Below are 21,088 nucleotides of genomic sequence, written 5' to 3'. Positions count from 1 at the left end.
TTGAGTTTCGGTTGAGCGTCGAATCGGCGGCTTGAGAGTTTGGCTCGACCTTTACACCGAGCGCTGGGCTCGGAACCGGATGTTGAGGCGATCCAAGGCGGTGATCCGCACCAACTCCCGTGTCCAGCGCCGAGCAACGCAGCCAGGCTCGCGCAGCGAAGAACTAGACAAGAAAGTGAGGAGACCTCAGGTCAAGATCCACCCTACGGCTGATAGCGAAAGCTCAGCTCAAGGCCGGCCTGATCGCGGCGGCCTTGCTCGAACACGCGCACGCGGTATTCGCCGTTGGTCAGGGCATCGCGGGCGAAGGCGAGGCTGATCAGGCCGTCGCTGGCGGTCAGGGCCTCGAAGCTCAGCAGCAGATCCTGTGAGCGGCGGTCGCGCAGTTCGACATCGAAGCGGGGCGCGTCGGACGGTGCGCCGATCTCCAGCGCCACCAGTTCGGTGTCTGCGCGTGGGGCGATCAGGGGCAGGTCGGCGATGCCGCGACGCACATCCAGGCTCACCCATTCGACATTGGCGTGGCTTTCCGGGCCCTTCTGCAGCAAGGCGCTCAGGGGCAAAACGGCCAGTGCGCCGAGACCGGCCGCCAGGGCCAGCGGCAGTGCCTGCCGGATCAGCCGGTTGGGCTGCGACTTGACCTTGAGCAGGTCATTGCCGGCTGCACGCAGGCCATGTTCGATCTGCTGGTCGAGCTTGGCCGCCTCCAGCAATTCGGGCTCGAGGAACAAGCGGGTTTCGAAGGCCTCGGCTTCGGACTCGTTCATTTCGCCGCGACGCCAGGCGCGAATCGCGGCATTGTCCTGCGGGCTGAGCGGGGTGCGTGAGGCGAACATGGTCAGTCCTCCGGAGAATCCAGGCGCAACGCCTTCCACATGGCAAGGAATCGTTGTCTTGCTCGATGCAGCACACGACCAAGCTGCACGCTGTCCAGCGCATGCTGACCCTGCACGGTGCGACTGGGCTGTTCTTCGATGTAGTAGCTATACAGCACAGCGCGGTCGCGCGCATTGGGCAGCGAGGACAGCACGGCGCGGACGTTGTCGCGCAGTTGCTCGCGGCTCAAGGTGTCCCAGGCCGAGGCTTGCGGCTCGGCTACCCGATCAATTTGCTCACTGTCGGCATCGGTGCGTTGCCGCTCCTGCTTGCGCCAGGCGTTGAGCGCCAGCAGTTTGGCGGTTTCGATGGCGTAACTGATCAGCGCCTCGGGGTGCTCGATGCGGCCCTCGCGCGCCGCCGCCAGCACCGCCATCAGGGCGTCCTGATGCAGATCTTCCAGTCCTTCGCGGCCCTTGGCGCGCTGCCGCAGCACCACGGACAGCGGTTCCGACAGGGCCAGCACCAATTCCGACTCGGCGATGCGGTCGCCACTGCGTACCCGCTGCAACAGCATCGCGTAGTGCGCCCGTCGCCCGTCGGCGCTCTGCGCTTCGGGATTGCTGGCAACCAGGCGCAAGTTGGCCTGGCCACCAATGCCGGCAGTGGGTGATCGGAATCCCATTGGGTGGGGGTATCCAGCACTGGATGGAGCAAGCATAGAGCGCGACCAGGTGCAGAGAAAGCGAATTTCACCACCTTTCAGCGGTCAAATCAGGGTGAAAATGACCAAATTTGGCAGCTTCTGCGTAGTTTGATTCGAATTGCAGCCAAACGTGCTGTTGCGATTCTGCAGGCGTGGGTCGATCGGGTGGCAAATGATCGAAATCATTGCCAGATATTGATCAGCTCTTTCCGCGCAGCGACTCCTGCAGGCGTTTGATGCCCTCGATGAACATCACCTTGGGCTGGTAGCCAAAGTCGTGCCGGGCCGGGCCGATGTCATACCAGTGCGGCGTCACCAGCTGTTCGGCGATGAAGCGGGTCATCGGCGGCTCGCGGTCCGGCGGCAACCAGCGCCAGATCAGCTCGCAGGCCAGGCCCAGCCAGTAGGCGGGGCGGAACGGCACGGTCTTGGTAACCATCGGCCCGCCCGCCGCGCGTAGCAGGCTGTTGATGACGTCGGCAATGGGTTTCGGCTCGCCGTTGCTGATGAAATAGGCCTTGCCGGCACAGCGCGCGTCGATCTGGTCGTGCAGATGATCGAATGCGGCCAGATGGGCGGACACGGCATTGTCGATATAGGTGGTGTCGATGCGGTTGCCGCCGTCGCCGATGAAGCGCAGCTTGTCGGCCTTGGCGCGCTCGAGCAGACGCGGCAACAGGTGGTTGTCGCCGGGCCCCCAGATCAGCCGCGGGCGCAGCGCCACGGTGGCCAGTTCGGCGTCGTTGGCCTCCAGCACGGCGGCCTCGGCCACTGCCTTGGTAGCCGGGTACACCGCCCGATAGCGCCGCGCCAGTGGCGCCTGTTCTGCGCTCAGCCCCTCGACCGCCACGTGACCCTGATGCGCCACGCTGGGCGTTGAGGTGTAAACCAGGGTGCGCACCTTGTTCATCCGGCAGGCGGCGATCAGATTGCGCGTGCCGGCGACATTGGCATCGAAATAGTCCTGGAAGCGGCCCCAGGCACCCGCTTTGGCAGCGACATGAAACACTGCATCGTGCTCGCGCAGAGCTTCGCTAAGTGCGGCAAAATCGGCCAGGTCGGCCCGGTACTGCTTAACGCCAAGCTCAGTCAGCGCCGCATACTCCGAGCGGGCAATGCTGCTGACCTGATAGTTGCGCGCGCGCAATTCCCGGCACAGGGCTTGCCCGAGGAAGCCTCCGCCTCCGGTCACCATCACCCGCATTCCTGTCCCCTTGTTGCCTGCGTGTCACTTGCCCAATGCAGATGGGCGTGGCCCAGGGCATCGTACTCAACCCAGGCCGCTTGATCGAATTCTGCTGCCCATTGTCGAGCCAGGGCGAGGCTGGTGCCAAGCAGCAGACAGCCCGGTTCGCACCAGCTGCCGTCGTCGGCCATGGCTACGGCGGGCATCCAGGCCTGGTCCCGTTCGGCCAATGCGGCCAGCAGACGCGGCATGACCTGGCGATTGAATGTCGGGCTGGCCGGGCGCCCTTGCGGGTTGCAGGCGGTGATCAGCTGGGCCTGGCTGACCGCATGTCGGTGCAGCAGAGCGGCCACGGCGGGCGGGTTCGGGCCAAGCCGAGTGCACAGCCAGCCAGTCGCTTTGAGCTTCGCCTGATCAACGCTGAAGTGCTGGTGCGGAAACTGATCGCTGGGCTGCGGGCAGAGCCAATACTGCGCTGATTGAAACGCCTGGGCGAGTGCGGCCTGGTTCACGGGCCGAGCAGCGGACGCTGCGCCGCCCACACCGCCAGTGCCTCACGACCGATCTTGGCGTTGTGGCGGATGTCGACTGGAAAGCCGGGGTGGACCAGGAAGCCATCGATGCGTCGGGTATGGGCGTGGCGCTCGCCCAGGGCGCGCAGTTCCCGCGTCAAGGCCTTGAGATCAGGCTTGCCCGCTGTCGGCTCCAGCTCCACGCACAGCACCGCCCGCTGCTGGCCGCGCGGGCCGATGCCGACCAGGGCGCTGCGACGGACCTGTGGGTGCAGATTGAATACCGGTTCGACCTGTTCAGTGAACAGCGGCCCGTCGGCGCTGTCGACCCGCTGCGACTTGCGCCCACAGAACCACAGTCGGCCATGGTCGTCGAACCAGCCGAGATCACCCATCCGGTGCACGATGCGTTCGCTGCCATCGGCCAGCCGCTCGCGGATCTTGGCCAGGGCAGTGGCCTCTGGGCGGCGAAAATACTCGTCGGTAGCACTCGGGCCGGCCACCGTGATCTCACCCACCTCACCGCGTTTCACCGGCTGGCAATCCTGCCAGTCGGGGATCGGTTGATCACTGATGGCGATCAGCCGGACCTCGTTCGGTGGCACCGGTCGTCCGACACAGGTGCCGGCGCCGGCCTCGGTGGCAATCCGTGTCTGGCGCAATTCGCGGCCCTCGATGACCGCCACCGGCAGGCACTCGGTGGCGCCGTAAGGGGTCCAGATCTCACCGCCATCGGCCAGCATCGGCTGCATGCGGGCGACCACCTCGGGTGGCACCGGCGCGCCGGCCGATAGCACCCGCTTCAGCTGCGGCAGGCGCAGCTTGTGTTGCTGACCATAACGACTCAATACATCGAGCAGGGCCGGCGAGCCAAACATCTGGTCGATCTTGAATTGCCGCAAGGCACTGACCAGTCGCCGCGGATCGGCCTTCGCCGGCCGGGTCGGATCCATGTCAGGAATGATGCTGGTGTAGCCCAGGGCCGGATCAAACAGCGCGAACGGCGGAAAGGTCGGCAGGTTGACCCCACCGGACTCGATGCCGAAGGCGCGGCGCAGCAGTTCGATCTGGGCGATGAAATGCCGCTGTCGGTAGGTCACGCCTTTCGGTATGCCGGTGGAACCCGAGGTGAAGAGGATGGCGGCGACATCATCGCCCTGCGTGAGCGGCAGCTCGGTAGAGCTGCGCCGTCCGCGCGCCTCGATTTCGGCCAGCACGGTGCCGCCCAGCGTGAGTTTGGTGCCGACCGTGATCACCCGTTTGACCTGACCGCGCGCCCAGCCCAGCAACACCCTGGCCAGCTGCGCCAGAGGAATGCCGATAAAGCCCAGGGGCGCAGCTTCGGCCAGGCATTGCTTCAGGGCTTTCTTGCTGATGCCGGGGTCGATCAGCACGGGCACGATGCCGGCGCGAAACAGCGCAAACATGCACAGGAACAGCTCCGGTGATGGTCTTACCATCAGGGCGCAGCGCGTGCCGGGTGCGAGCCCGTAGTCGATCAGGCCGCGGGCGATGGCATCACTGCGTCGATCGAGTTCGGCATAGCTGAGTCCGCCCTCATAACGCACTGTTCCATCGGAATTGCGGCCGGTTGGGCAGCGGATCGCGATCGCCTCTGGGCGTTGCGCGGCGGCGCGGCGCAGGGCATCAGCAATATTGCACGGGTCGGGCATGCCATTCCATCGGAGACAGATAACGGCGCGGCGGCCGCGGGCGCGGCCAGCTGGCCGGGCACAGTGTAGGCCCTTGGCGCCATTTGTCAGCGTCTTGACGCAGGCAGCGCGCCGTGCTCGATGTTTTCCCGCGTGTCATGGGGCCGTCATCCGATCAGGGCATCGTACGCGGCCGGCCCCTGCGCGCGTTGGTCAGCAATGCGAAGAAAATGTAAAAACTGCCGTCGGAACTGGGCGGGTCGGCACGGTTTTTAGGCTATGACTGCGGCAAACTCGGGCTAACCCCCGAACTGCGCTCGGGCACCCAGCCGCGCGGGCCACAGCGGGTCAACGCTTGCCGTTGTCTGGTAACCAGTCGGAACCACGCGCTGGCTGGTTCGCCGTCGCCAAACCCCGGGACAAGCTTTCACCCTCTTGCAAGCGAGTTGTTATGCAGTCGACAGGTCAGTTCATCAAGCCGCCAGTAGCGCCGATCCAAAGGCGCTTTGTATCCGCGGCCGTTCCTTTCGGCGGCATGCTGCTGGCAGCCCTGCTGGCCGCCTGTGGCGGTGAGTCGACGGCGCCGCCGGCGCAGACCACGGCCACGCCGCCCAGCGCCCCTGAGGCGCCGGCGGTGGTCGCACCCAGTGTGCCGGCTGAGATGTCGGTAGAACAGTTGTTGCGGCAGGCGCAGCAGGCCTTGGCCGACGGCCGCCGCTTTCAGCCACCTGGCAACAACGCGGTGGAGTACTACCTGCGCATCATCGAGCTCAGCGAGCAGGCGCCGGTCCAGAGCGAGCCGGAAAGCAAGCGTCGTCTGTTCGACGCGCTGTCTGACCAGAGTCCGGCCGACACCGCGCGCGCGGCGATTCGCGATCTGGTGCCGCTGGGCCTGATGCGCGTCGAGGGCGCGTTGTCAGAATCCAATTGGGACGAGGCCGAGCAGGTGCTGCAGGCCTTGCGTGTCACCGGTCAGGCGGCCGAAACCGTGGCCCGTTTGCAGCAGCGTCTGGCCACCGCCCGCGAAGCCGAACGGCAGGCCCGCCTGGCCGCCGCACAACCGCGCCCGGTGGCAGCGCCGGTTCAGCCGACGATTACGCCGCCGCCGGCCAGCCGTGCCGAGCCGGCGCCGCCAGCCACCGCCAGCACGGCGGCACCCAGCAGCACGGTGCCGAGCGGTCCGTCTGCCGCGGCCGTGAATCCGCCGACCACCACGACGCCGCCGGTGACCAGCGCACCGCCGCCCAGCGTGGTCGAAGCCCCGCCGCAGGTGGCCAGGGTCGAGCCGCGCCTGCTCAGCAGCGTGGCGCCACGCTACCCGAATCAGGCGCTGCGCAAGCGCATCGAGGGTTTCGTCGAAGTCCGTTTCGTGGTGCAGACCGATGGTTCGGTGGATGATGTCGAAGTCGTGGCGGCGGAGCCTTCCGGCTGGTTTGAGCGCGAAGCCATCCAGGCCGCGCGTCGCTGGCGTTTTGAGCCATTGGCGGAACCGCAGCCGTTGCAGCGGGTGGTGACCTTCCGGCTCGACTGATCGGACGCGGAGTTGTCATAAAACTGTCATGCCAGCACGGTAGAGGGTAGGTGGTCCGGCTGGCTAAGCTGGTCGGCCGTCTCTTTGAGTTCTGCTATGAGCAAGCGCCAATCCAAGTCGTCAGTGGTTGAATCGGTGGCCACGCCAGCCGCTCAGCCGGATGCCGACACGTCGGTGAAGTCGAAAGTCAAGAAGAGCGGCAAGCAGGCCAAGGCGCAGCGCAAGCCCGCCGAGGCCGGCAAGGCCAGCCGTGCCAAAGCCGGCGCGGATCAGCCGAAGCACAAGGCCGGCAAGGGCAAGCAAGCGCCAAAGGCGGGCAAGCGAAAGCAGGCCAAGGGCCCGATCGTGCCACCGGCCAGTGAGCCCGGGGTGCGCGTGCTGCGTGAGGTGAAGGATCGCTTCCGCATGCCGGAGGACGACTACGCGCTGATTGCCGAGCTGAAGAAGCGCGCCAAGAAAGCCGGCCGCAAGACCGCCAAATCAGAGCTGCTGCGCGCCGGGCTGCGCCTGCTCAACGCGCTGGACCCGGTGGAACTGCTGGGCATGCTGGAGCAACTGCCGGCCCTGGACAAGGCGCGCAGCTAGCCCGGACATTTCATGAGGTCGCGCCGAAAGATCCGGCAATTCCAAGCGGGGTGAGAGTTTCGACCGATGGTGTTGAGATAGCAGAGTGTTCGCGATCTTTCGGCGCTGGCACGGCCCTCATTCGGCCGCTGCGCGGCTACGCAGGGCATTCGCCCTGAGGTCCTTTGCGCTAGTAAGCTGCTGAGACCTCCCTCCCCGGATCAAGTCCGGGCCAGGCTCTGGAGGTTTTCAGCGCAACCGTTCGACAGGCTCACGGCAAGCCGGCCGCGGCAAGGCCGCGCCGTCCTTGGCGCGCGATATCAGGCGCGGAACGATTTCCGGTCGCCGTTGGGCGGCCGTTCCGACCATTTCGCAGCCCGTGCTTGCTCGGTGACCGGGCCGGGCGGGTATGCTGACGGCCTGCCGCTCAGCCAGGGCAGGGCTTCACTGGCCGCGCTGAGAGGCAGTGGGACTCGGACCTGGCCGGTTCGAGCACCGCTGCAGAAAAGCGCGCATGATGAGCGCGTTTCACTCAACCGCAACGATCGAGCATGTAGTTCGGGCATGGACCGCGTCATTACCCATAGCTTGCTGCAACATCCGCTGCCTTATGCCCTGGTCCTGCTGGATCAGGCGGGTGACTGGTTGGATGGCAATGCGCCGGCCCAGCGGCTGCTCGAGAGCTCGATCTGGGCCGATCTGCGCGAGCCGATCGAGCAGGCCAAGCACCAGCTGCATGTCAATGCCGATCGCGCGGTGCGCTGGCAGCTGGACAGCGAGGGGGCCAGCTTCGATTGCCTGATGACGGCGCTGACCGATGACTTGGGTTCGGTGTGCGGCTTCAGTCTGTCGTTGGACAGCCGGGTCGAAGATCCGCGCGACCTCGATCGTCGTCGGGCGATCGACGAGGTGGCGGCGGAAGAACTCTGGGACTGGAAGCTCGATGAGCGCATGGTGCGCTTTCCTTCGCCCTGGCACGCCGCCTTCGGGGTGGGCCCGGAGTCGCAGGAAATCAGCATCGGCGACTATTTCTCGCGCATCCACGACGATGACCGGCAGGCAGTGCAGCATGCCGTAGCCCAGTACCTGCGCGGGCGCTGCAAGGAATTGCGCGCCGAGTACCGGTTGCGCCATGCCGACGGCCGCTGGCGCTGGGTGCTGGCGCGCGGCCACGCCCAGACCTGGACGCCGGAGGGCCGGGTGCGGCGCATCCTTGGCACCCATATCGACATCAGCGGCTACAAGGAACTCGAAGCCCAGCTGCGTGATCGCGAGGTCCTGCTCGGTGAGGCCGAGCGCCTCGGTGATACCGGGGCCTGGGCCTGGGATCCGAACAGCCAGTCGCTGTGGTGTTCGGAAGGCCTGTACCGCATCACCGGCCTGCAGCACGGTCATCGGCTGCGAGATCCCGAGCTGCTGTTCCAGCTGTTAAGCGGCGACTCGCGCGAGGCCTTCCGTAAGGCCTTCATTTCGCTGCGCGTGGGCGGCAAGCCGTTCAATATCGAAGTCGACATGCCGGGCGCCGATGGCGCACCGCGCCGTCTGGTGGCGCGCGGCGAAGTGATCCGCGACGGCAATGGCCATATCGAGCGCTTGATCGGGGTGATGCATGACATCACCTCACGCCTGGCGCGCGAGGAGTCGGAGCGGATTCGCAATGAGATGCTCGATCGAGTCGCCCAGGTTGGGCACATCGGCGGCTGGGAATACAACATCTGGACCAATGAGCTGCGTTGGACCGAAGAGAACTACCGCATTCACGGTATTCCGGTTGGCAAGCCGGTCGGGATCGACTCGACCAAGCATATGTACCTCGGCCACTCACGCGAGATCTTCGAAGCGGCGGTGGCGCGCATGCTCAATGGCGAACGCGAGCTCGATACCATTGAAGTGCAGTTCGTCACTCCGGACGAAGAGCGAATCTGGTTGCGCATAACAGGACGTTTGGAAAGGCGTGATGGTAAGCCATTCCGCATCACCGGCTTGACTCGCGATATCACCGCCGAGCGCGAGGCCGGTGAGCGGATCGAGCAGCTGGCGCACTACGATACGCTGACCGGATTGCCGAACCGCTTCCAGTTCCGCGAACTGGCCGCCACCGCCGTGGCAGCAGCCAGACGCAGTGGCAGTGCGCTGGCGCTGATGTTCCTCGATCTCGATCGCTTCAAGCACGTCAATGACACCCTCGGTCATGAAGCCGGTGACCAACTATTGCTTGATGTGGCCGGACGGATTCGTGCCGCGGTGCGTTCTGGCGACGTGGTGGCACGGCAGAGCGGCGATGAATTCCTGGTACTGCTGCGCGAGCTGAAGCGGGTGGAAGATGCCGGCCGGGTGGCGCAAAAGATCATCGATGCGGTGAATCAACCGGTGTTGTTGGGCGACACCGGGGTCAGCGTCGGCGCCAGCATTGGTATCGCGGTGTTGAACGACAACACGCCGACCCTGGAGCAACTGATGCGCGCGGCCGATACCGCGATGTACGCGGCCAAGGAGGGCGGGCGCAACAGCTACGCCTTTTACAGCGACGCCTTCTTCGAGCAGATTCAGCGCAAGGCGACCCTGGAGCAGGAACTGCGTCAGGCCCTGACCCGCAACGAGTTCTATCTTGCCTATCAGCCGACCATTGATCTCGCCGATGGGCGGGTGCGAGGCATCGAAACTCTGCTGCGCTGGATCGGCCCCAGCGGCGATCCGCGGTCGCCGGCAGAGTTCATCCCGATCGCCGAAGACTGCGGCGAGATCATTCCGATCGGTCGCTGGGTGCTGGAGCAGGCCTGTCGACAGGCGAGGAAGTGGGATCAGGAAGGCATCCCCTTCGAGCGCATCGCAGTGAACGTGTCGGCCATCCAGCTGCGTGATTCAGAGTTCGGCGCCATGGTGATCGACACCTGCCAGAAAGTCGGCTGGGCGCCGGAGCGGCTTGAGCTGGAACTCACCGAATCGGCCCTTATGCGCGATAGCGAGGTGTTAAGACGCACCTTCGCCTTGCTGGAAACCCACGGGGTCAGTCTGTCGGTGGACGACTTCGGCACTGGCTTTTCCAACCTGCATTACCTGCACCGCTTTCCGGTACGGCACCTGAAAATCGACCGCAGCTTCGTGTTTCATCTGTTCGAAGATCCGGCCATCGAGCGGATCAGCGAGGCCATTGTCGGTCTGGCCCACGCCCTGCGTCTGCGGGTGGTGGCCGAGGGGGTTGAAACCGACGCCGCACGCAAGCGCTTGCGCGAAATTGGCTGCGATGAGGCGCAGGGCTACCTGTTCTCGCGCCCGCTCGGTGCCCGCGAGTTCGAGGCCTGGGTGAGAACCCGCAAAGCCGGCTGATCGCGGCAGGGCCACTCGCCCGCTGCAGCCGGGTTTGGCATCATTGCCGCCCTTCGTCGCCGGAAACCCTGCCATGACCGCCCCCGAGAGCATGCCGAAAGGCTTTGACTGGCTGCGCCTGGCGCTGGCCGTAGCCTTCGTGGTTGGTGCCAGCCTGCTGGTCTGGCTGCAGTTCGGCAAGGTCAGCCTGACCCTGGTGGTGGCGGCGGCATTCGGCGCCTATATGGCGATGAACATCGGTGCCAACGATGTCGCCAACAACGTTGGCCCGGCGGTCGGCGCACGGGCGATCAGCATGGGGCTGGCGATCGGTATCGCCGCGGTATTCGAAGCCCTGGGCGCGATCATCGCCGGTGGCGAGGTGGTCGGCACGATCAAGAGCGACATCATCGATCCGAGCCGAGTGGGTGATTCCGACGTATTCGTCTGGCTGATGATGGCGGCCCTGCTGGCCGGTGCCTTGTGGCTGAACCTGGCCACGGCCATTGGAGCGCCGGTGTCGACCACCCATTCGATCGTCGGCGGCGTACTCGGTGCCGGCATCGCCGCGGCCGGCTGGGATATTGCCAACTGGGCGACCATGGGACAGATCGCCGCCAGCTGGGTGGTCTCGCCGGTGCTGGGCGGCTTGATTGCTGCCGGCCTGCTTTACGTGATCAAACGCCGGATCACCTATCAAGCTGACCTGGTGGCCGCCTCCAGAAGAATGGTGCCACTGCTGCTGGCCCTGATGGCCTGGGCCTTTGCCAGCTATCTGTTGCTCAAGGGCCTGTCGAAGCTGGTGAAGGTGAGCTTCCCGATGGCCTTGGCGATCGGTGCCGCGGTGGCCCTGCTGACCTGGTTTGGTGTCCGCCACTGGATCGACCGCCGGTCGGAGCAGCTCAATAGTGATCGCGAGTCGGTCAATCGGCTGTTCACCGTGCCGCTGATGGCGGCAGCGGCCCTGCTCAGCTTCGCCCATGGTTCCAACGACGTGGCCAACGCGATCGGTCCGCTGGCCGCGGTCTACGACTCGCTGATTCACCACGGCATCAGCACCAAGGCATCAGTGCCGCTGTGGATCATGCTGCTGGGCGCGCTGGGCCTGTCGGTCGGTCTGGCCCTGTACGGTCCTCGGCTGATTCGCACCGTTGGCAGTGAAATCACCGAGATCGATCCGATGCGCGCCTATTGCATCGCCATGTCGGCCACCCTCACGGTGATCATCGCCTCGCAGTTGGGCTTGCCGATCAGCACCACCCACGTCGCTATCGGCGGTGTCTTCGGCGTTGGCTTTCTGCGCGAGTACCTGAAGGCCAACTACCAGCGCGTGATTCACGATATCGAGGCGCATCATCAGGCGCAGGAGACCGAAAAGCACGAGGTGGAGGCCTTTTTTGCCCGCTTCGAAGCCGCCTCACGGGCCGAGAAGAGCGAAATGATCCGCGCCCTGAAGGCGCAGACCAAGGCTGGCCTGACGCCGATCTCCAAGGCCGAGCGCAAGAGCCTGCGCAAGGTGCATCGTCAAGCCCTGGTCAAGCGTTCGATCATGCTCAAGGTGGTGGCCGCCTGGATTATCACCGTGCCGGCTTCGGCGCTGATGGCGGCGGCCCTCTACTACATGATTCGCGGCGCCTTGATCGCCTGATCAGGTCGGTCAGCGCGGCCTGAACATGGCGGCATCGACGATCGACCACAGATGGATGATCCAGCCAAGCAGGATCAGCCATAGCAGGGCAGCCAGTACGAACTGAAACGCGGCCAGAATCCAGCGCCCTTGCAATAGCTGGCCAAGGCCGGGGATAAAGAAACTGCACAGGGCGGCCAATACATTGCCAGCGCTGCCTTGTCCGGTGGATGACATCTTGCAAGCCTCCTTGTGGAAACGAGAGGGCGGCCTGAACGGGCCCGTGGTGCTGAGCATGACGAACGGTACAGGCGGACGTGACGCCGTTCGCCCTAGAAGGAGCCTGGTTCTCAACCAGGCTCAACTTCCGTGCGCAATCTTGCCATCATTTCCTTGTCGATCAGTCTCTTAGTCAGCGGTTGTGTCAGCATCCGGGCCGAGCGTGGAAGCGCCGAAGCGACGGCAACAGCGAGCCCTGCGCCGAGCCGAGAGCATTTCGCGCCGCCCGGATGGGCCGGCAGTTATCACCAGTTTGGTTACACCCCGGTGGTTCGGGTCGGTGACCAGGTGATCGTCTCGGGTATCCCGGCCGCGGTCGGCAACAGCTACGAAGAGCGGGTCGAGTGGATGTATCAGCAGCTGAAGGCGCATCTGCAGGCAGCCGGGGCGGAACTGGCTGATGTGGTCGAGCTGAGCAGCTTTCACACCGAACCGACCGATACCGCGAGCTTTCAGGCCGAGTTCCGGCGTTACCTGCCGATCCATCGCAAGTATTTCCCAGACCACTATCCGGCCTGGAGCGCGGTCGGCACCACCGCCTTGCTGGCCGAAGGCGCACCGGTGGAACTGCGTGCGGTGGCGATCATCGGTTCCGGCCGGCAGCCACGATCGCATGTAGCGCCGCCCGTCCCGCCAGCCGACCCGGGCGAATGAGCGCAGGCAGCGCGCTTGCCGACCATCCAACCTGCTAGGCTTGGCGGCGATGAGCGCCGCCCCACCACCACGTCCGCCGAATCGACCCAAGCCCGCAGCGCCGCCGAGTGCGGCAGCACCGACTGTCGGCGCCGGCCAGGCTGTGCCCCGTCCTGCGCTGGCCAAGCCCTCCGCAGGCCAGCCCGTAGTTGGCAATCCCGCAGCAGTAGCGGCCAAGCCAGCCGCCACCAAGCCAGCCGCCACCAAGCCAGCCGCCACCAAGCCAGCCGCCACCAAGCCAGCCGCCACCAAGCCTGCAGCTTCTGCAGTTGGCGGTAAGCCGAAGGCCGCGCGGGCAGCGGTTACTCCGACCAATGGAGCCAGAGCCAATCCCGGCAAGCCGGCGCAGAATCGTCCACTGGCGAAGGCTGTCAATCCGAATGTCGCTCCTTCCAATACCCAGGTAGCGGGCAGTGCCGCCGCCCGTCCGGGGCAGCCGAAGAGGCCGCTGGCAAGCCCGCCAGAGCGCAGCCCGCCAGCCGCTCGAGCCGCGGTAGCGTCAGCGCCGCCCAGCGACTGGCGCAAGCGTCTTGACCGCTATTGGCGCCTGATCCGGGCCGACCGGCCGATTGGCTGGTTGCTGCTGTTGTGGCCGACCTGGTGGGGTCTGTGGTTGGCCGCCGAGGGCATACCGCCCTGGAATCTGCTGTTGATCTTCAGCGCCGGGGTATGGCTGATGCGCTCGGCTGGCTGCGTGATCAATGACTATGCCGACCGCTGGCTCGACCCGCACGTCGAGCGTACCAAGGGCCGGCCGCTGGCCACCGGCGAGGTCGGCCCGCGCGAGGCCCTGGCGCTGTTTGCGGTGCTGGCTCTGGCCGCCTTTGGCCTGGTGCTGCTGACCAATACCCTGACCATCCAGCTGAGCGTGGTCGGGGTGATCCTGGCGGCCAGCTATCCCTACTTGAAGCGCCACACCTGGTTTCCCCAGGTCTACCTCGGCCTGGCCTTTGGCTGGTCGATTCCGATGGCTTTTGCCGCGGTACAGAACGAGGTGCCGCCGCTGGCCTGGCTGCTGTTTGCTGCCAATGTGCTGTGGTCGACCGGCTACGACACCTGGTATGCCATGGTCGACCGCGACGACGATATCCGCATGAGTGCCAAATCCACCGCGATTCTGTTTGGCGACATGGATCTCGCAGCTCAGGCGGCAATCTATCTGGCCTTCTTTGCCGGGTTGCTGATGATCGGCGATCGGGTCGGCTTGCCTTGGCCTTATCACGTCGCGGTCGGCGCCGCTGCTGTGCAGGTGGGCTGGCAATTCTGGGTCGCCCGTCGGCGTCAGCGCGAGGCCTGTTTTCGTGCCTTTTTATCCAACAACTGGACCGGCCTGCTGATCTTTGCCGGGATCGCCGCCGCCCTGTGGTTGAAGGCTGCCGGCACCAATGTCTGATTCGGCGCTTGGCGTTTGAACATCCTGTTCAACTTCAAGGCCCCATGGGCTGCGTTTCGCTACTCGTAGCCGGCCACCGAATCGCGGCAGCCAAACGGCAGGTGTTCTGCAGTGATGTCCGGGCTGCCGCAGCGCCAGCGTCGCACCTCGGCCCGATCGCCGCGCTTGAGCTCCGGGTAGAGCAGCAGTGATCGACCATGCAGCTCACTGAACTCACTGTTCAAGCGCAGGATGAAACTGCCGTTCTGCGCGTTGAATTTCACCGTACTGAAAGCGGTCTGCTCAGCCAGGCCGAGTTCGCTCAGGTTGTCGGTGAATCGACCGGTCTTGTAGAACTGGTTTTCGCTGGCCCGGCTGATGCCGCGAGCTTGCTCTACCAATGGTGCCAGTGCCTTTCGGGTCGGGTTCGGTTCGACCAGGATGACTGCCAGCCAGGCGCTGCCGACCAGAAACAGCAGCAGCGCTGCGCCGATCGCAAACACGGCGCGCAGTGCCTGCCCCAGTAGGGTAGGGGCAAAGCTGGCTGGCAGCACCCGCGCCAGCTGCGCGGCGCTGGCGCCGCTGGCCACCACGCGCGTACCGCACAGCCAGTCGTGCACATTGAGGCCGCGCAACAGCAGACGCTCGGCCAGCAGCCATATTCCCGGCAACAGCCCATGAACGAGCAGTTTCACTGCGTGGCGGGACAGGGAGCGCAGCAGGTTCGGTCGGCGGCCGCGGGCGTCAACCACACGCAGCTGCATCATCCGCTTGCCGATCGAGCCGCTGCTGAGGCTGTCCATCAGCGCCGGCAGCATGAGCAGAAGCAAGGACGGCAACAGTAGCAATGCCAGAGTTGCATCCGCACCAAGCGCCTGGCGCAGAGACTGGGTGTTCAGTATCGTCAGCCACAGCAGCGGCAGCGCGAGCAGGGCCACGACCACCGCGTCGATCAGAAAGGCGGGAATCCGCGGCAGGGCATGCACCACAACATCCTGATCGGCCAGCTCGTGAGTCACTCTCTGGGCCCGTATGCGGCCTTGCACAGGCGCTGCCTTGCCGCTCGCCCGGCTTTGGTGCGGCGTCCTGGTGGTTGGTTTTGCCTCAGGTGCCCGCCCGGATCTTCCTAACACCGAAATCCGACCGTTGGGCGTTGCAGCGCTGGGCGCGGCGCGAGCGCCCAGCTCAATTCGACAGTTGAAGCAGCTGACAGCATCGTCTCGATTCGGCCAGTCGCAAGCAGGACATTTCATGGCGGTACGGGTGAGGTGAGTGATGTCGATCGCGGAGGCTCAAATTCAGCCGAACGGCCACCAACGGCGGCGTTTGCTCAAGGATTTGTGCTGGCCGTGGCAGAAATCGGCCAGACGCTGATCACCCTCAGCCTTGGCCAGCAGTTCGGCTTGTCGATACAGGTCGGCCGCCCGCGTGCGCTGGTTGGCGTCGCGGTAGCAGTCGGCGCAACGGGAGGTGGTGTGGGCGACCTTGGGTGTGACGCGCAGCTGTGCTTCGAACAGTTTGGCGGCCAGTTCGAAGCGTCGCTGGGCGGCCATCAGCTCGGCGCAGCGCCGGTACAGAAAGCGCATCGGACCACGGTAGCCAGCGAGCAGCGCATCGGCCTCGCGATCTTGCTGCAGCAGGTACAGGGCAGCGGCCTTCTCGCCGATGGCGCGACCGGTTTCCGGGCGCATCGTCAGCGCCTGATCGGCTAGCGCCAGGGCCTCTCGAGGATTGCCGAGATCGTTCTGCGCCATCGCCATCAGTTCGACGTAGCCGTAGTAGTCGCTGCTTGACCTGGCCTTGGCAAACGCCGCCAGTGCCGCAGCGTGGTCACCCAAGCCTTGCTCGGCGAGGCCGAGATACATCAAGGTATCGCCGTCGACGCTGAGCTCCAACCGGGCCAGGCTGCGCTGGCGCAGGGCTTCGAACTGATCGTAGTTCCAGAGATGCTTCAGATAGCGCGGATAGAACTCGCAGTCCGGCGAGGCAATCTCGTCGTAGTGACGCCAGTGTTGCCGCGCATCGCTGTAGCGACCCAGCTCGGCCAGGGTTTCGGCCACTGAGGCGACGATCCAGCTCCAGTCCGGTTCGTGCTGCAGCAGCTCAAGCCAGGTATCCAGGGCGGCCTGCAGGTCGCCACTGGCTTTCAGTGCCAGGGCCAGATTGTGCAGCACCGAATTGCTCGGTCCGAGCTGCTCTCGCGCCCGCTGCAATCGTTCTACCGCCGCGCCGTCAGCGCCGAGCAGGTACAGCTGAGTGCCGCAGTTGTACTGGCTCAGGCCGTCGCTGCTCGCCAGATCGGCGGCGCGCTGCAGGGCCTCGATGCGCTCCGCCGGATCTCCCTGGGCGTCGAGGCCGAGGCGATAGAACGGTCGGGCGCGCTGCGGGAAGTCCTGGCACATCTGCCGCCACAACAGGCGCGCTGCCTGCGGATCGACATCACGTTCGAGTTCGGCCAACTGCATCGACAGGGCGTAGTCGGCGGGGTGCTGGCGTAGTCCCTCGGCGCATAGTCGTCGGGCCGCCGTCAGATCGCCCGCGCTGGCCAGCCCAGCCGCCTTGACGCTCAGTGCCAGCGGCAGCTCCGCCTTCAGCGTCTGGGCGGACTGCGCCGCCCGCTGCAGATGCGCATCGAGCGGCAGACGCGAGCGCTCTATGCGGTAGTGCGCCTCGATGCCGTCGAGCTGCAGATCGAAGTAGGCCAACAGGGCGATGACTTCCGTTCGTTCGGCCGCGCTGTCGACCAGTTCCATGGCCGGCTCGGCGGCCTCGGCGTAGGCGAAGCATTCAATCCGATCGAGTGTGGTGGCGATGCGTGATTCGAGATCGGCGAGGTCGGCGGAACAGGCCATGAATTCCCCTGGGCTTAGGTTGAAGAGGGTGTTTGAAGTAACGCAAATGTGCCTTCTGCCTGCTCACCAGGCAGCGATGTCGGTCAATCGGGCTCCACCGTGCTGAGCAGATAGGCGCGGGCTGCCTCGAAGTCGCGCTGCGCGGTGGCCCGCGACACATCGGTCAGCTCGCCGATGTCCTCGAAGTTGAGTCCCGCGAAGGCACGCAACAGAAATACATCGGCCAGGCGCGGATCGACCTCGCGTAAGCGATCGAGCGACTGCGACACCCGGTTGAAACCGAAGGCCGGGTCGTCCTGCGGCAGTTCGATATCGGACAGCTCGACCCGCTGCAGATTGCCGCCGCGCTTTTCCGCCTGTCGCTCGCGCAGGGCATCGATCAGGATCTGCCGCATCGCCAAGGCGGCGGTGCGAAACAGATGGGTGCGGTCGTGGATCTGGGTGCGTGACTCGATCAGCTTCAGAAACGACTCGTGCACCAGGGCAGTGGTGTCCAGGGTGTGGCTGGGATGCGAGCGGCGCAGGGCCCGTGCCCGCCGCTTCAGCTCGCCATAGATCTGTTCGAACAGTGCCAGGTCCTGTGGCGTGGTCATGCGTCTGGCCTCGGTCGCCGTGCCGCCAGCTGCTTGACGATCCGTTGCCAGCGCCGACGCCAGTCCGGCGCCAGGTGCTCTGTCTCGAGCCGCTCGTGCATCCAAAGCAACGCCTTGTTATGGTCAGCAGACTGAAGCAGTGCCTCGATCAGCTCGATACGCAGGCGCAGGGCCTGAGGGTGGTGTTCGGGCAGATGCAGCAACAACTGCTGCAGGGCGTCCTCGAACAGCGCCGTCGCCGCGCTGGCCTCGCCCACGACCAGCAGCGACCGTGCGCGTGCTGCCTTGGCCAGCTGTCGTTCGCGCGAAGTGCTGGCCGTGCCCTCGATCACATTGCGCAGGGCGTCGGCGCGATCCAGATTGGCCAGCGCCAGTTGATGCCGGCCCAGGGCCGCTTCGGCGCTGGCGATGGCAGTCAATGCATCAAGCGCATTGCGGGTCTGCCATCGACCTTCGGCTTGCAGGCGATCCAGCAAGGCTTGGCAGGTGCCAAGCGCCGCTGCCGGTGCGGCCTGGGCCTGCGCTTCGCAGTGCAGGCTGCGCAGCCAGTCGAGCATATTGTTCAGGCTTGGGGTATCGATCGCTGCGGCTTCGGCATCGGCCAGCAACTGCTTGGCTGCAGCTGCTGCAGCGGCGTATTGGCCGTCGAGCAGCAATCCGCGCACCAGCCAGGGGCGCATGTTCAGGCGCAGGCCAATGCGCAGATGACGGCCGTCGTTCTGGCCCTGTCGAGCCAGTGCGATCAACTGCGGCGCATCGCCGCGCAACTCCGCCAGCCGCAGTCGCACGCGCAAATGAGTGGTGCCGTACTCCGGGTTGTCAGTCAGGCCCAGCTGTTGATAGATCCGCTCGGCGGCATCGACATGCTGCTCGATCTCCGCGATCGCGGCGTAGCCCCGACTGAACGGCAGCACGCCGGCCACCATGTCATGCGCAATCGCGCTGTGCAAAGACAGCGCGCCGCCAGCCTGTGGACCCAAAACCAGCAGTTCCCGCGCGGCACGCTCAGCGGCGGCGAACGCGCGCATCTCCAGCGCCCGCGGATACAGGTCGTAGAGCAATTCATAGCGATGCTCGGCCGGCAGTTGCTGATCGGCAATGGCAGTGTCGATGGCGTGGCTGAAGAACTCACCCAGGGTCATGCTGGCCAGATTGGGCGCGTTGTAATTGCCAACGAACATTTCCGATAGCAGGGCACTGCTGCGCTCGGCGATCTCGGCCTGCTGACTGGCGCGTTGGGCGAACAGCAGGGCCAGGGTGCCGCCGCCGACCAGCCCCAGAATGGCCAGTGCGGCGAAGCCCAAGGCCCAGTGATGTCTGCGGGCAAAGCGCCGCAGCAGGTACCAGCGCTCATGCCGGCGCAGGGCGATGGCGCGACCGGCCAGCCAGTCAGCCAGGTCGGCGCGCAGTGCGTCGGCGCTGGCATAGCGATCATCGGGCTGGCGCCGCAGGGCACGGCGCAGGATGGCGTCGAGATCGCCCTGCAGGGCGCGCCGCAGCGCCTTGGCTGGCAGCGGCAGACGGCCGTCGTCGGCACTCTCGCTTGGGTCGAGGGTGTCGCTGGCGCGCTGCGCTTCGCCGTCGTCATGTACCTGCGGCGGCCGCCCAGTAAGCAGTTCATGCGCCAGTGCGCCAATCTGCCAGAGGTCGGTTCCGGTGGTCGGCCGCTCACCGGCGCGTTGTTCCGGTGCCGCGTAGCGCGGGGTCATCGGAGCGCTGTCGACGGTCAGCCCGCTATCGAAGTCCAGCGCCTTGGCAATGCCGAAATCGATCAGCTTGAGCTTGCCTTCGGCGGTGACCAGCACATTGCCAGGCTTGATATCGCGATGCAGGATGGAGTGCCGATGCGCATGCGCCACTGCTTCGCACAGCTCCACCAGCAGTTTCACCCGGTGTCGCAGGTCGAGCGCAGCGGACTGGCAGTGGCTGAGCAGATCCTGGCCTTGCACCAGCTCCATGGCATACCACAGCACGCCGTCGGCGCTGCGCCCACCGTCGATCAGCTGGGCGATGTGCGGATGACTGAGCTGGGCCAGCACATGGCGTTCGAACTGAAAGCGCTCGCGGGCGGCGGCGTCAAGCTGTGCCTCTCGCACCCACTTCAGTGCCACCCGCTGCTGAAAGTCCTGGTGGTCACACTCGGCCTCGGCGACCTGACCCATGCCGCCGCGACCGAGGTCACGCAGCAGCCGGAAGCGTCCGAGCTGCGCCGGCCGCGGCGCCGATTCGACATCGTCGGTGACCATGCGGCCGAGTCGATCGGTGGCGTTGGCATGGCCACGCAGCAGGCTGCGCACTCGCGCCGCCACCGCGCTCGGCTGGCGCTCAAGCTCGGCCCAGAAGGCCGGTTCGGCCTCGTGATCCAGATCGAGCAGCTGACGGAACAGACGTAGGGCGTGACGTTCGGTCTCGATCTGCAAGCGTAGGTGTCTCCGGCTCGGCGATGACAGGTTGGCGAAAACAGTGGTTGATGAACAGCGCAGGCGGCTGAACACCTGCGGGTGACTCTCAGTAGCCCACGCCTGGGTCGGCGTCCACCCTCGGGCTGGCCCGCCTGATCAATTATCCAACGAAATTACGTAACTCACTGTGGTGCGCCCTCCGTTCGAGCGGCGTTCCGCTACCCCTTATGCAATTGGAGCAAAACGATGGATCGCAGACAGTTCTTGATGGCCGGCGGCAGCCTGGCGGTGTCGGGTCTCGCCGTGGCCGGCGAGCGTAGCCTGGGCGGCCTGTTCGGCGCCGGCGCCAAGGCCTTGAAGGCCGCCACCCTGAGTGACGAGCAGGTACGGCAGTACGGTGCACAGATGGCGAGCTACTACGATCAGCGCGCGCGTATCGCACCGTTCTCCGACCCCTATGCCAAGCGCTTGCTGGCCGTGACCCGGGGTCTCGACGAAGATCAGGGGCTGGCGCTGAACTACAAGGTCTATCTGACCCAGGACATCAATGCCCATGTCACGCCGGATGGCAGCGTGCGCCTGTACTCCGGCCTGATGGACATGATGGATGATGACGAACTGCGCTTCGTCATCGGCCACGAAATCGGCCATGTGGCGCATCAGCACCAGCGCAAGCGGCTGCAGACCGCGCTCACCGCCAGCGCGGCACAGGACGCGGCCGTCGCCTCCGGCAATGACAGGGTGGCGCGTCTGGCCGACAGCGCGCTGGGCGATCTGATCGTCAAGGTGATCACCGCCCAGCACTCGCAGGGCAATGAGAAGCAGGCCGATGACTATGGCCTGGCCTTTATGGGGCGGCGCAAGTTCAGCCGGCCGGCCTCGGTATCAGCGCTGGACAAGCTGGCCCGTCTATCGGACGCCAAGGCGGCCTGGCTGAGCACTCATCCCGATCCGAAGAAGCGCGCCGAGCGCCTGCGGCGAGCGGTCTGATCGCACC

Annotated in this window: 17 protein-coding genes; 7 read left to right on the top strand and 10 right to left on the bottom strand. The window is 65.5% G+C overall.

Annotated features, from left to right (window positions below):
- Positions 1-203: 203 nt before the first annotated feature.
- The 5 genes from IFO71_RS08910 to oleC form a co-directional block, all read right to left on the bottom strand.
- Positions 204-836, bottom strand: coding sequence for a hypothetical protein (locus IFO71_RS08910; protein WP_192029279.1), 633 nt, complete (start codon positions 834-836; stop codon positions 204-206).
- Positions 837-838: 2 nt separating this feature from the next.
- Positions 839-1,501 (bottom strand): RNA polymerase sigma factor, encoded by a 663-nt coding sequence (locus tag IFO71_RS08905; protein ID WP_192029278.1) that lies wholly within the window; start codon positions 1,499-1,501, stop codon positions 839-841.
- Between the two features lie 220 nt (positions 1,502-1,721).
- Positions 1,722-2,726 carry an NAD-dependent epimerase/dehydratase family protein gene (locus IFO71_RS08900; RefSeq protein ID WP_192029277.1) on the bottom strand — a complete coding sequence of 335 codons (1,005 nt, stop codon included), beginning with the start codon at positions 2,724-2,726 and terminating at the stop codon, positions 1,722-1,724.
- Positions 2,717-3,220, bottom strand: a complete 504-nt coding sequence (locus tag IFO71_RS22465; RefSeq protein ID WP_192029276.1) for a DUF3293 domain-containing protein — start codon at positions 3,218-3,220, stop codon at positions 2,717-2,719. The genes IFO71_RS08900 and IFO71_RS22465 overlap by 10 nt, the downstream gene beginning before the upstream one ends.
- Positions 3,217-4,893: an olefin beta-lactone synthetase gene (oleC, locus tag IFO71_RS08890; RefSeq protein WP_192029275.1), complete on the bottom strand. Its 1,677-nt coding sequence runs from the start codon at positions 4,891-4,893 to the stop codon at positions 3,217-3,219. The genes IFO71_RS22465 and oleC overlap by 4 nt, the downstream gene beginning before the upstream one ends.
- 430 nt (positions 4,894-5,323) lie before the next feature.
- Here oleC and IFO71_RS08885 point away from each other — a divergent pair, with 430 nt between their 5' ends.
- From IFO71_RS08885 to IFO71_RS08870, 4 genes are all read left to right on the top strand, one after another.
- On the top strand, positions 5,324-6,403 hold the full coding sequence (locus tag IFO71_RS08885) for an energy transducer TonB (protein WP_192029274.1): 1,080 nt from the start codon (positions 5,324-5,326) through the stop codon (positions 6,401-6,403).
- Between the two features lie 96 nt (positions 6,404-6,499).
- Entirely contained in the window at positions 6,500-6,988 is a 489-nt protein-coding gene (locus IFO71_RS08880; RefSeq protein ID WP_192029273.1) for a hypothetical protein, read from the top strand.
- Between the two features lie 543 nt (positions 6,989-7,531).
- Entirely contained in the window at positions 7,532-10,294 is a 2,763-nt protein-coding gene (locus IFO71_RS08875; RefSeq protein ID WP_192029272.1) for a sensor domain-containing protein, read from the top strand.
- Positions 10,295-10,367: 73 nt separating this feature from the next.
- Positions 10,368-11,921, top strand: coding sequence for an inorganic phosphate transporter (locus IFO71_RS08870; protein WP_192029271.1), 1,554 nt, complete (start codon positions 10,368-10,370; stop codon positions 11,919-11,921).
- Between the two features lie 9 nt (positions 11,922-11,930).
- Here the strand turns inward: IFO71_RS08870 and IFO71_RS08865 are convergent, their stop codons facing one another.
- Complete coding sequence (locus IFO71_RS08865; protein ID WP_192029270.1) at positions 11,931-12,137, bottom strand: hypothetical protein; 207 nt, start codon at positions 12,135-12,137, stop codon at positions 11,931-11,933.
- 132 nt (positions 12,138-12,269) lie between these two features.
- Here IFO71_RS08865 and IFO71_RS08860 point away from each other — a divergent pair, with 132 nt between their 5' ends.
- Together IFO71_RS08860 and ubiA are read left to right on the top strand one after the other, a co-directional pair.
- Positions 12,270-12,833, top strand: coding sequence for a Rid family hydrolase (locus tag IFO71_RS08860; RefSeq protein WP_192029269.1), 564 nt, complete (start codon positions 12,270-12,272; stop codon positions 12,831-12,833).
- 487 nt (positions 12,834-13,320) lie between these two features.
- Positions 13,321-14,265: a 4-hydroxybenzoate octaprenyltransferase gene (gene ubiA, locus IFO71_RS08850; protein WP_192029308.1), complete on the top strand. Its 945-nt coding sequence runs from the start codon at positions 13,321-13,323 to the stop codon at positions 14,263-14,265.
- 59 nt (positions 14,266-14,324) lie between these two features.
- Here ubiA and IFO71_RS08845 read toward each other — a convergent pair whose 3' ends face one another.
- The 4 genes from IFO71_RS08845 to IFO71_RS08830 all read right to left on the bottom strand — a co-directional run bounded on the left by IFO71_RS08845 (position 14,325) and on the right by IFO71_RS08830 (position 20,109).
- Positions 14,325-15,263, bottom strand: coding sequence for an RDD family protein (locus IFO71_RS08845; protein ID WP_192029268.1), 939 nt, complete (start codon positions 15,261-15,263; stop codon positions 14,325-14,327).
- A 279-nt stretch (positions 15,264-15,542) separates the two neighbouring features.
- The gene (locus IFO71_RS08840; RefSeq protein ID WP_192029267.1) at positions 15,543-17,096 is read right to left on the bottom strand and encodes a tetratricopeptide repeat protein; all 1,554 of its coding nucleotides are present in this window, start codon (positions 17,094-17,096) and stop codon (positions 15,543-15,545) included.
- An 83-nt stretch (positions 17,097-17,179) separates the two neighbouring features.
- Positions 17,180-17,689, bottom strand: a complete 510-nt coding sequence (locus IFO71_RS08835; RefSeq protein ID WP_192029266.1) for an ECF-type sigma factor — start codon at positions 17,687-17,689, stop codon at positions 17,180-17,182.
- A complete protein-coding gene (locus tag IFO71_RS08830; protein WP_192029265.1) occupies positions 17,686-20,109 on the bottom strand; it encodes a serine/threonine-protein kinase in 2,424 nt (807 codons plus the stop codon). Before IFO71_RS08830 ends, IFO71_RS08835 begins: the two co-directional genes overlap by 4 nt.
- Positions 20,110-20,337: 228 nt before the next feature.
- Here IFO71_RS08830 and IFO71_RS08825 point away from each other — a divergent pair, with 228 nt between their 5' ends.
- Complete coding sequence (locus tag IFO71_RS08825; RefSeq protein WP_192029264.1) at positions 20,338-21,081, top strand: M48 family metalloprotease; 744 nt, start codon at positions 20,338-20,340, stop codon at positions 21,079-21,081.
- Positions 21,082-21,088 lie beyond the last annotated feature (7 nt).

The sequence above is a fragment of the Pseudomarimonas arenosa genome (genome assembly GCF_014841215.1).
Lineage (GTDB): Bacteria > Pseudomonadota > Gammaproteobacteria > Xanthomonadales > Xanthomonadaceae > Pseudomarimonas > Pseudomarimonas arenosa.
This window is presented reverse-complemented; position numbering and strand designations above follow the sequence as displayed.

Excerpts from the sequence above, each read along its gene's own strand:
- IFO71_RS08910 (WP_192029279.1), bottom strand. The coding sequence starts at position 836 with ATGTTCGCCTCACGCACCCCGCTCAGCCCGCAGGACAATGCCGCGATT.
- IFO71_RS08905 (WP_192029278.1), bottom strand. The coding sequence starts at position 1,501 with ATGGGATTCCGATCACCCACTGCCGGCATTGGTGGCCAGGCCAACTTG.
- IFO71_RS08900 (WP_192029277.1), bottom strand. The coding sequence starts at position 2,726 with ATGCGGGTGATGGTGACCGGAGGCGGAGGCTTCCTCGGGCAAGCCCTG.
- oleC (WP_192029275.1), bottom strand. The coding sequence starts at position 4,893 with ATGCCCGACCCGTGCAATATTGCTGATGCCCTGCGCCGCGCCGCCGCG.
- IFO71_RS08885 (WP_192029274.1), top strand. The coding sequence starts at position 5,324 with ATGCAGTCGACAGGTCAGTTCATCAAGCCGCCAGTAGCGCCGATCCAA.
- IFO71_RS08880 (WP_192029273.1), top strand. The coding sequence starts at position 6,500 with ATGAGCAAGCGCCAATCCAAGTCGTCAGTGGTTGAATCGGTGGCCACG.
- IFO71_RS08875 (WP_192029272.1), top strand. The coding sequence starts at position 7,532 with ATGGACCGCGTCATTACCCATAGCTTGCTGCAACATCCGCTGCCTTAT.
- IFO71_RS08870 (WP_192029271.1), top strand. The coding sequence starts at position 10,368 with ATGACCGCCCCCGAGAGCATGCCGAAAGGCTTTGACTGGCTGCGCCTG.
- IFO71_RS08865 (WP_192029270.1), bottom strand. The coding sequence starts at position 12,137 with ATGTCATCCACCGGACAAGGCAGCGCTGGCAATGTATTGGCCGCCCTG.
- IFO71_RS08840 (WP_192029267.1), bottom strand. The coding sequence starts at position 17,096 with ATGGCCTGTTCCGCCGACCTCGCCGATCTCGAATCACGCATCGCCACC.
- IFO71_RS08835 (WP_192029266.1), bottom strand. The coding sequence starts at position 17,689 with ATGACCACGCCACAGGACCTGGCACTGTTCGAACAGATCTATGGCGAG.
- IFO71_RS08825 (WP_192029264.1), top strand. The coding sequence starts at position 20,338 with ATGGATCGCAGACAGTTCTTGATGGCCGGCGGCAGCCTGGCGGTGTCG.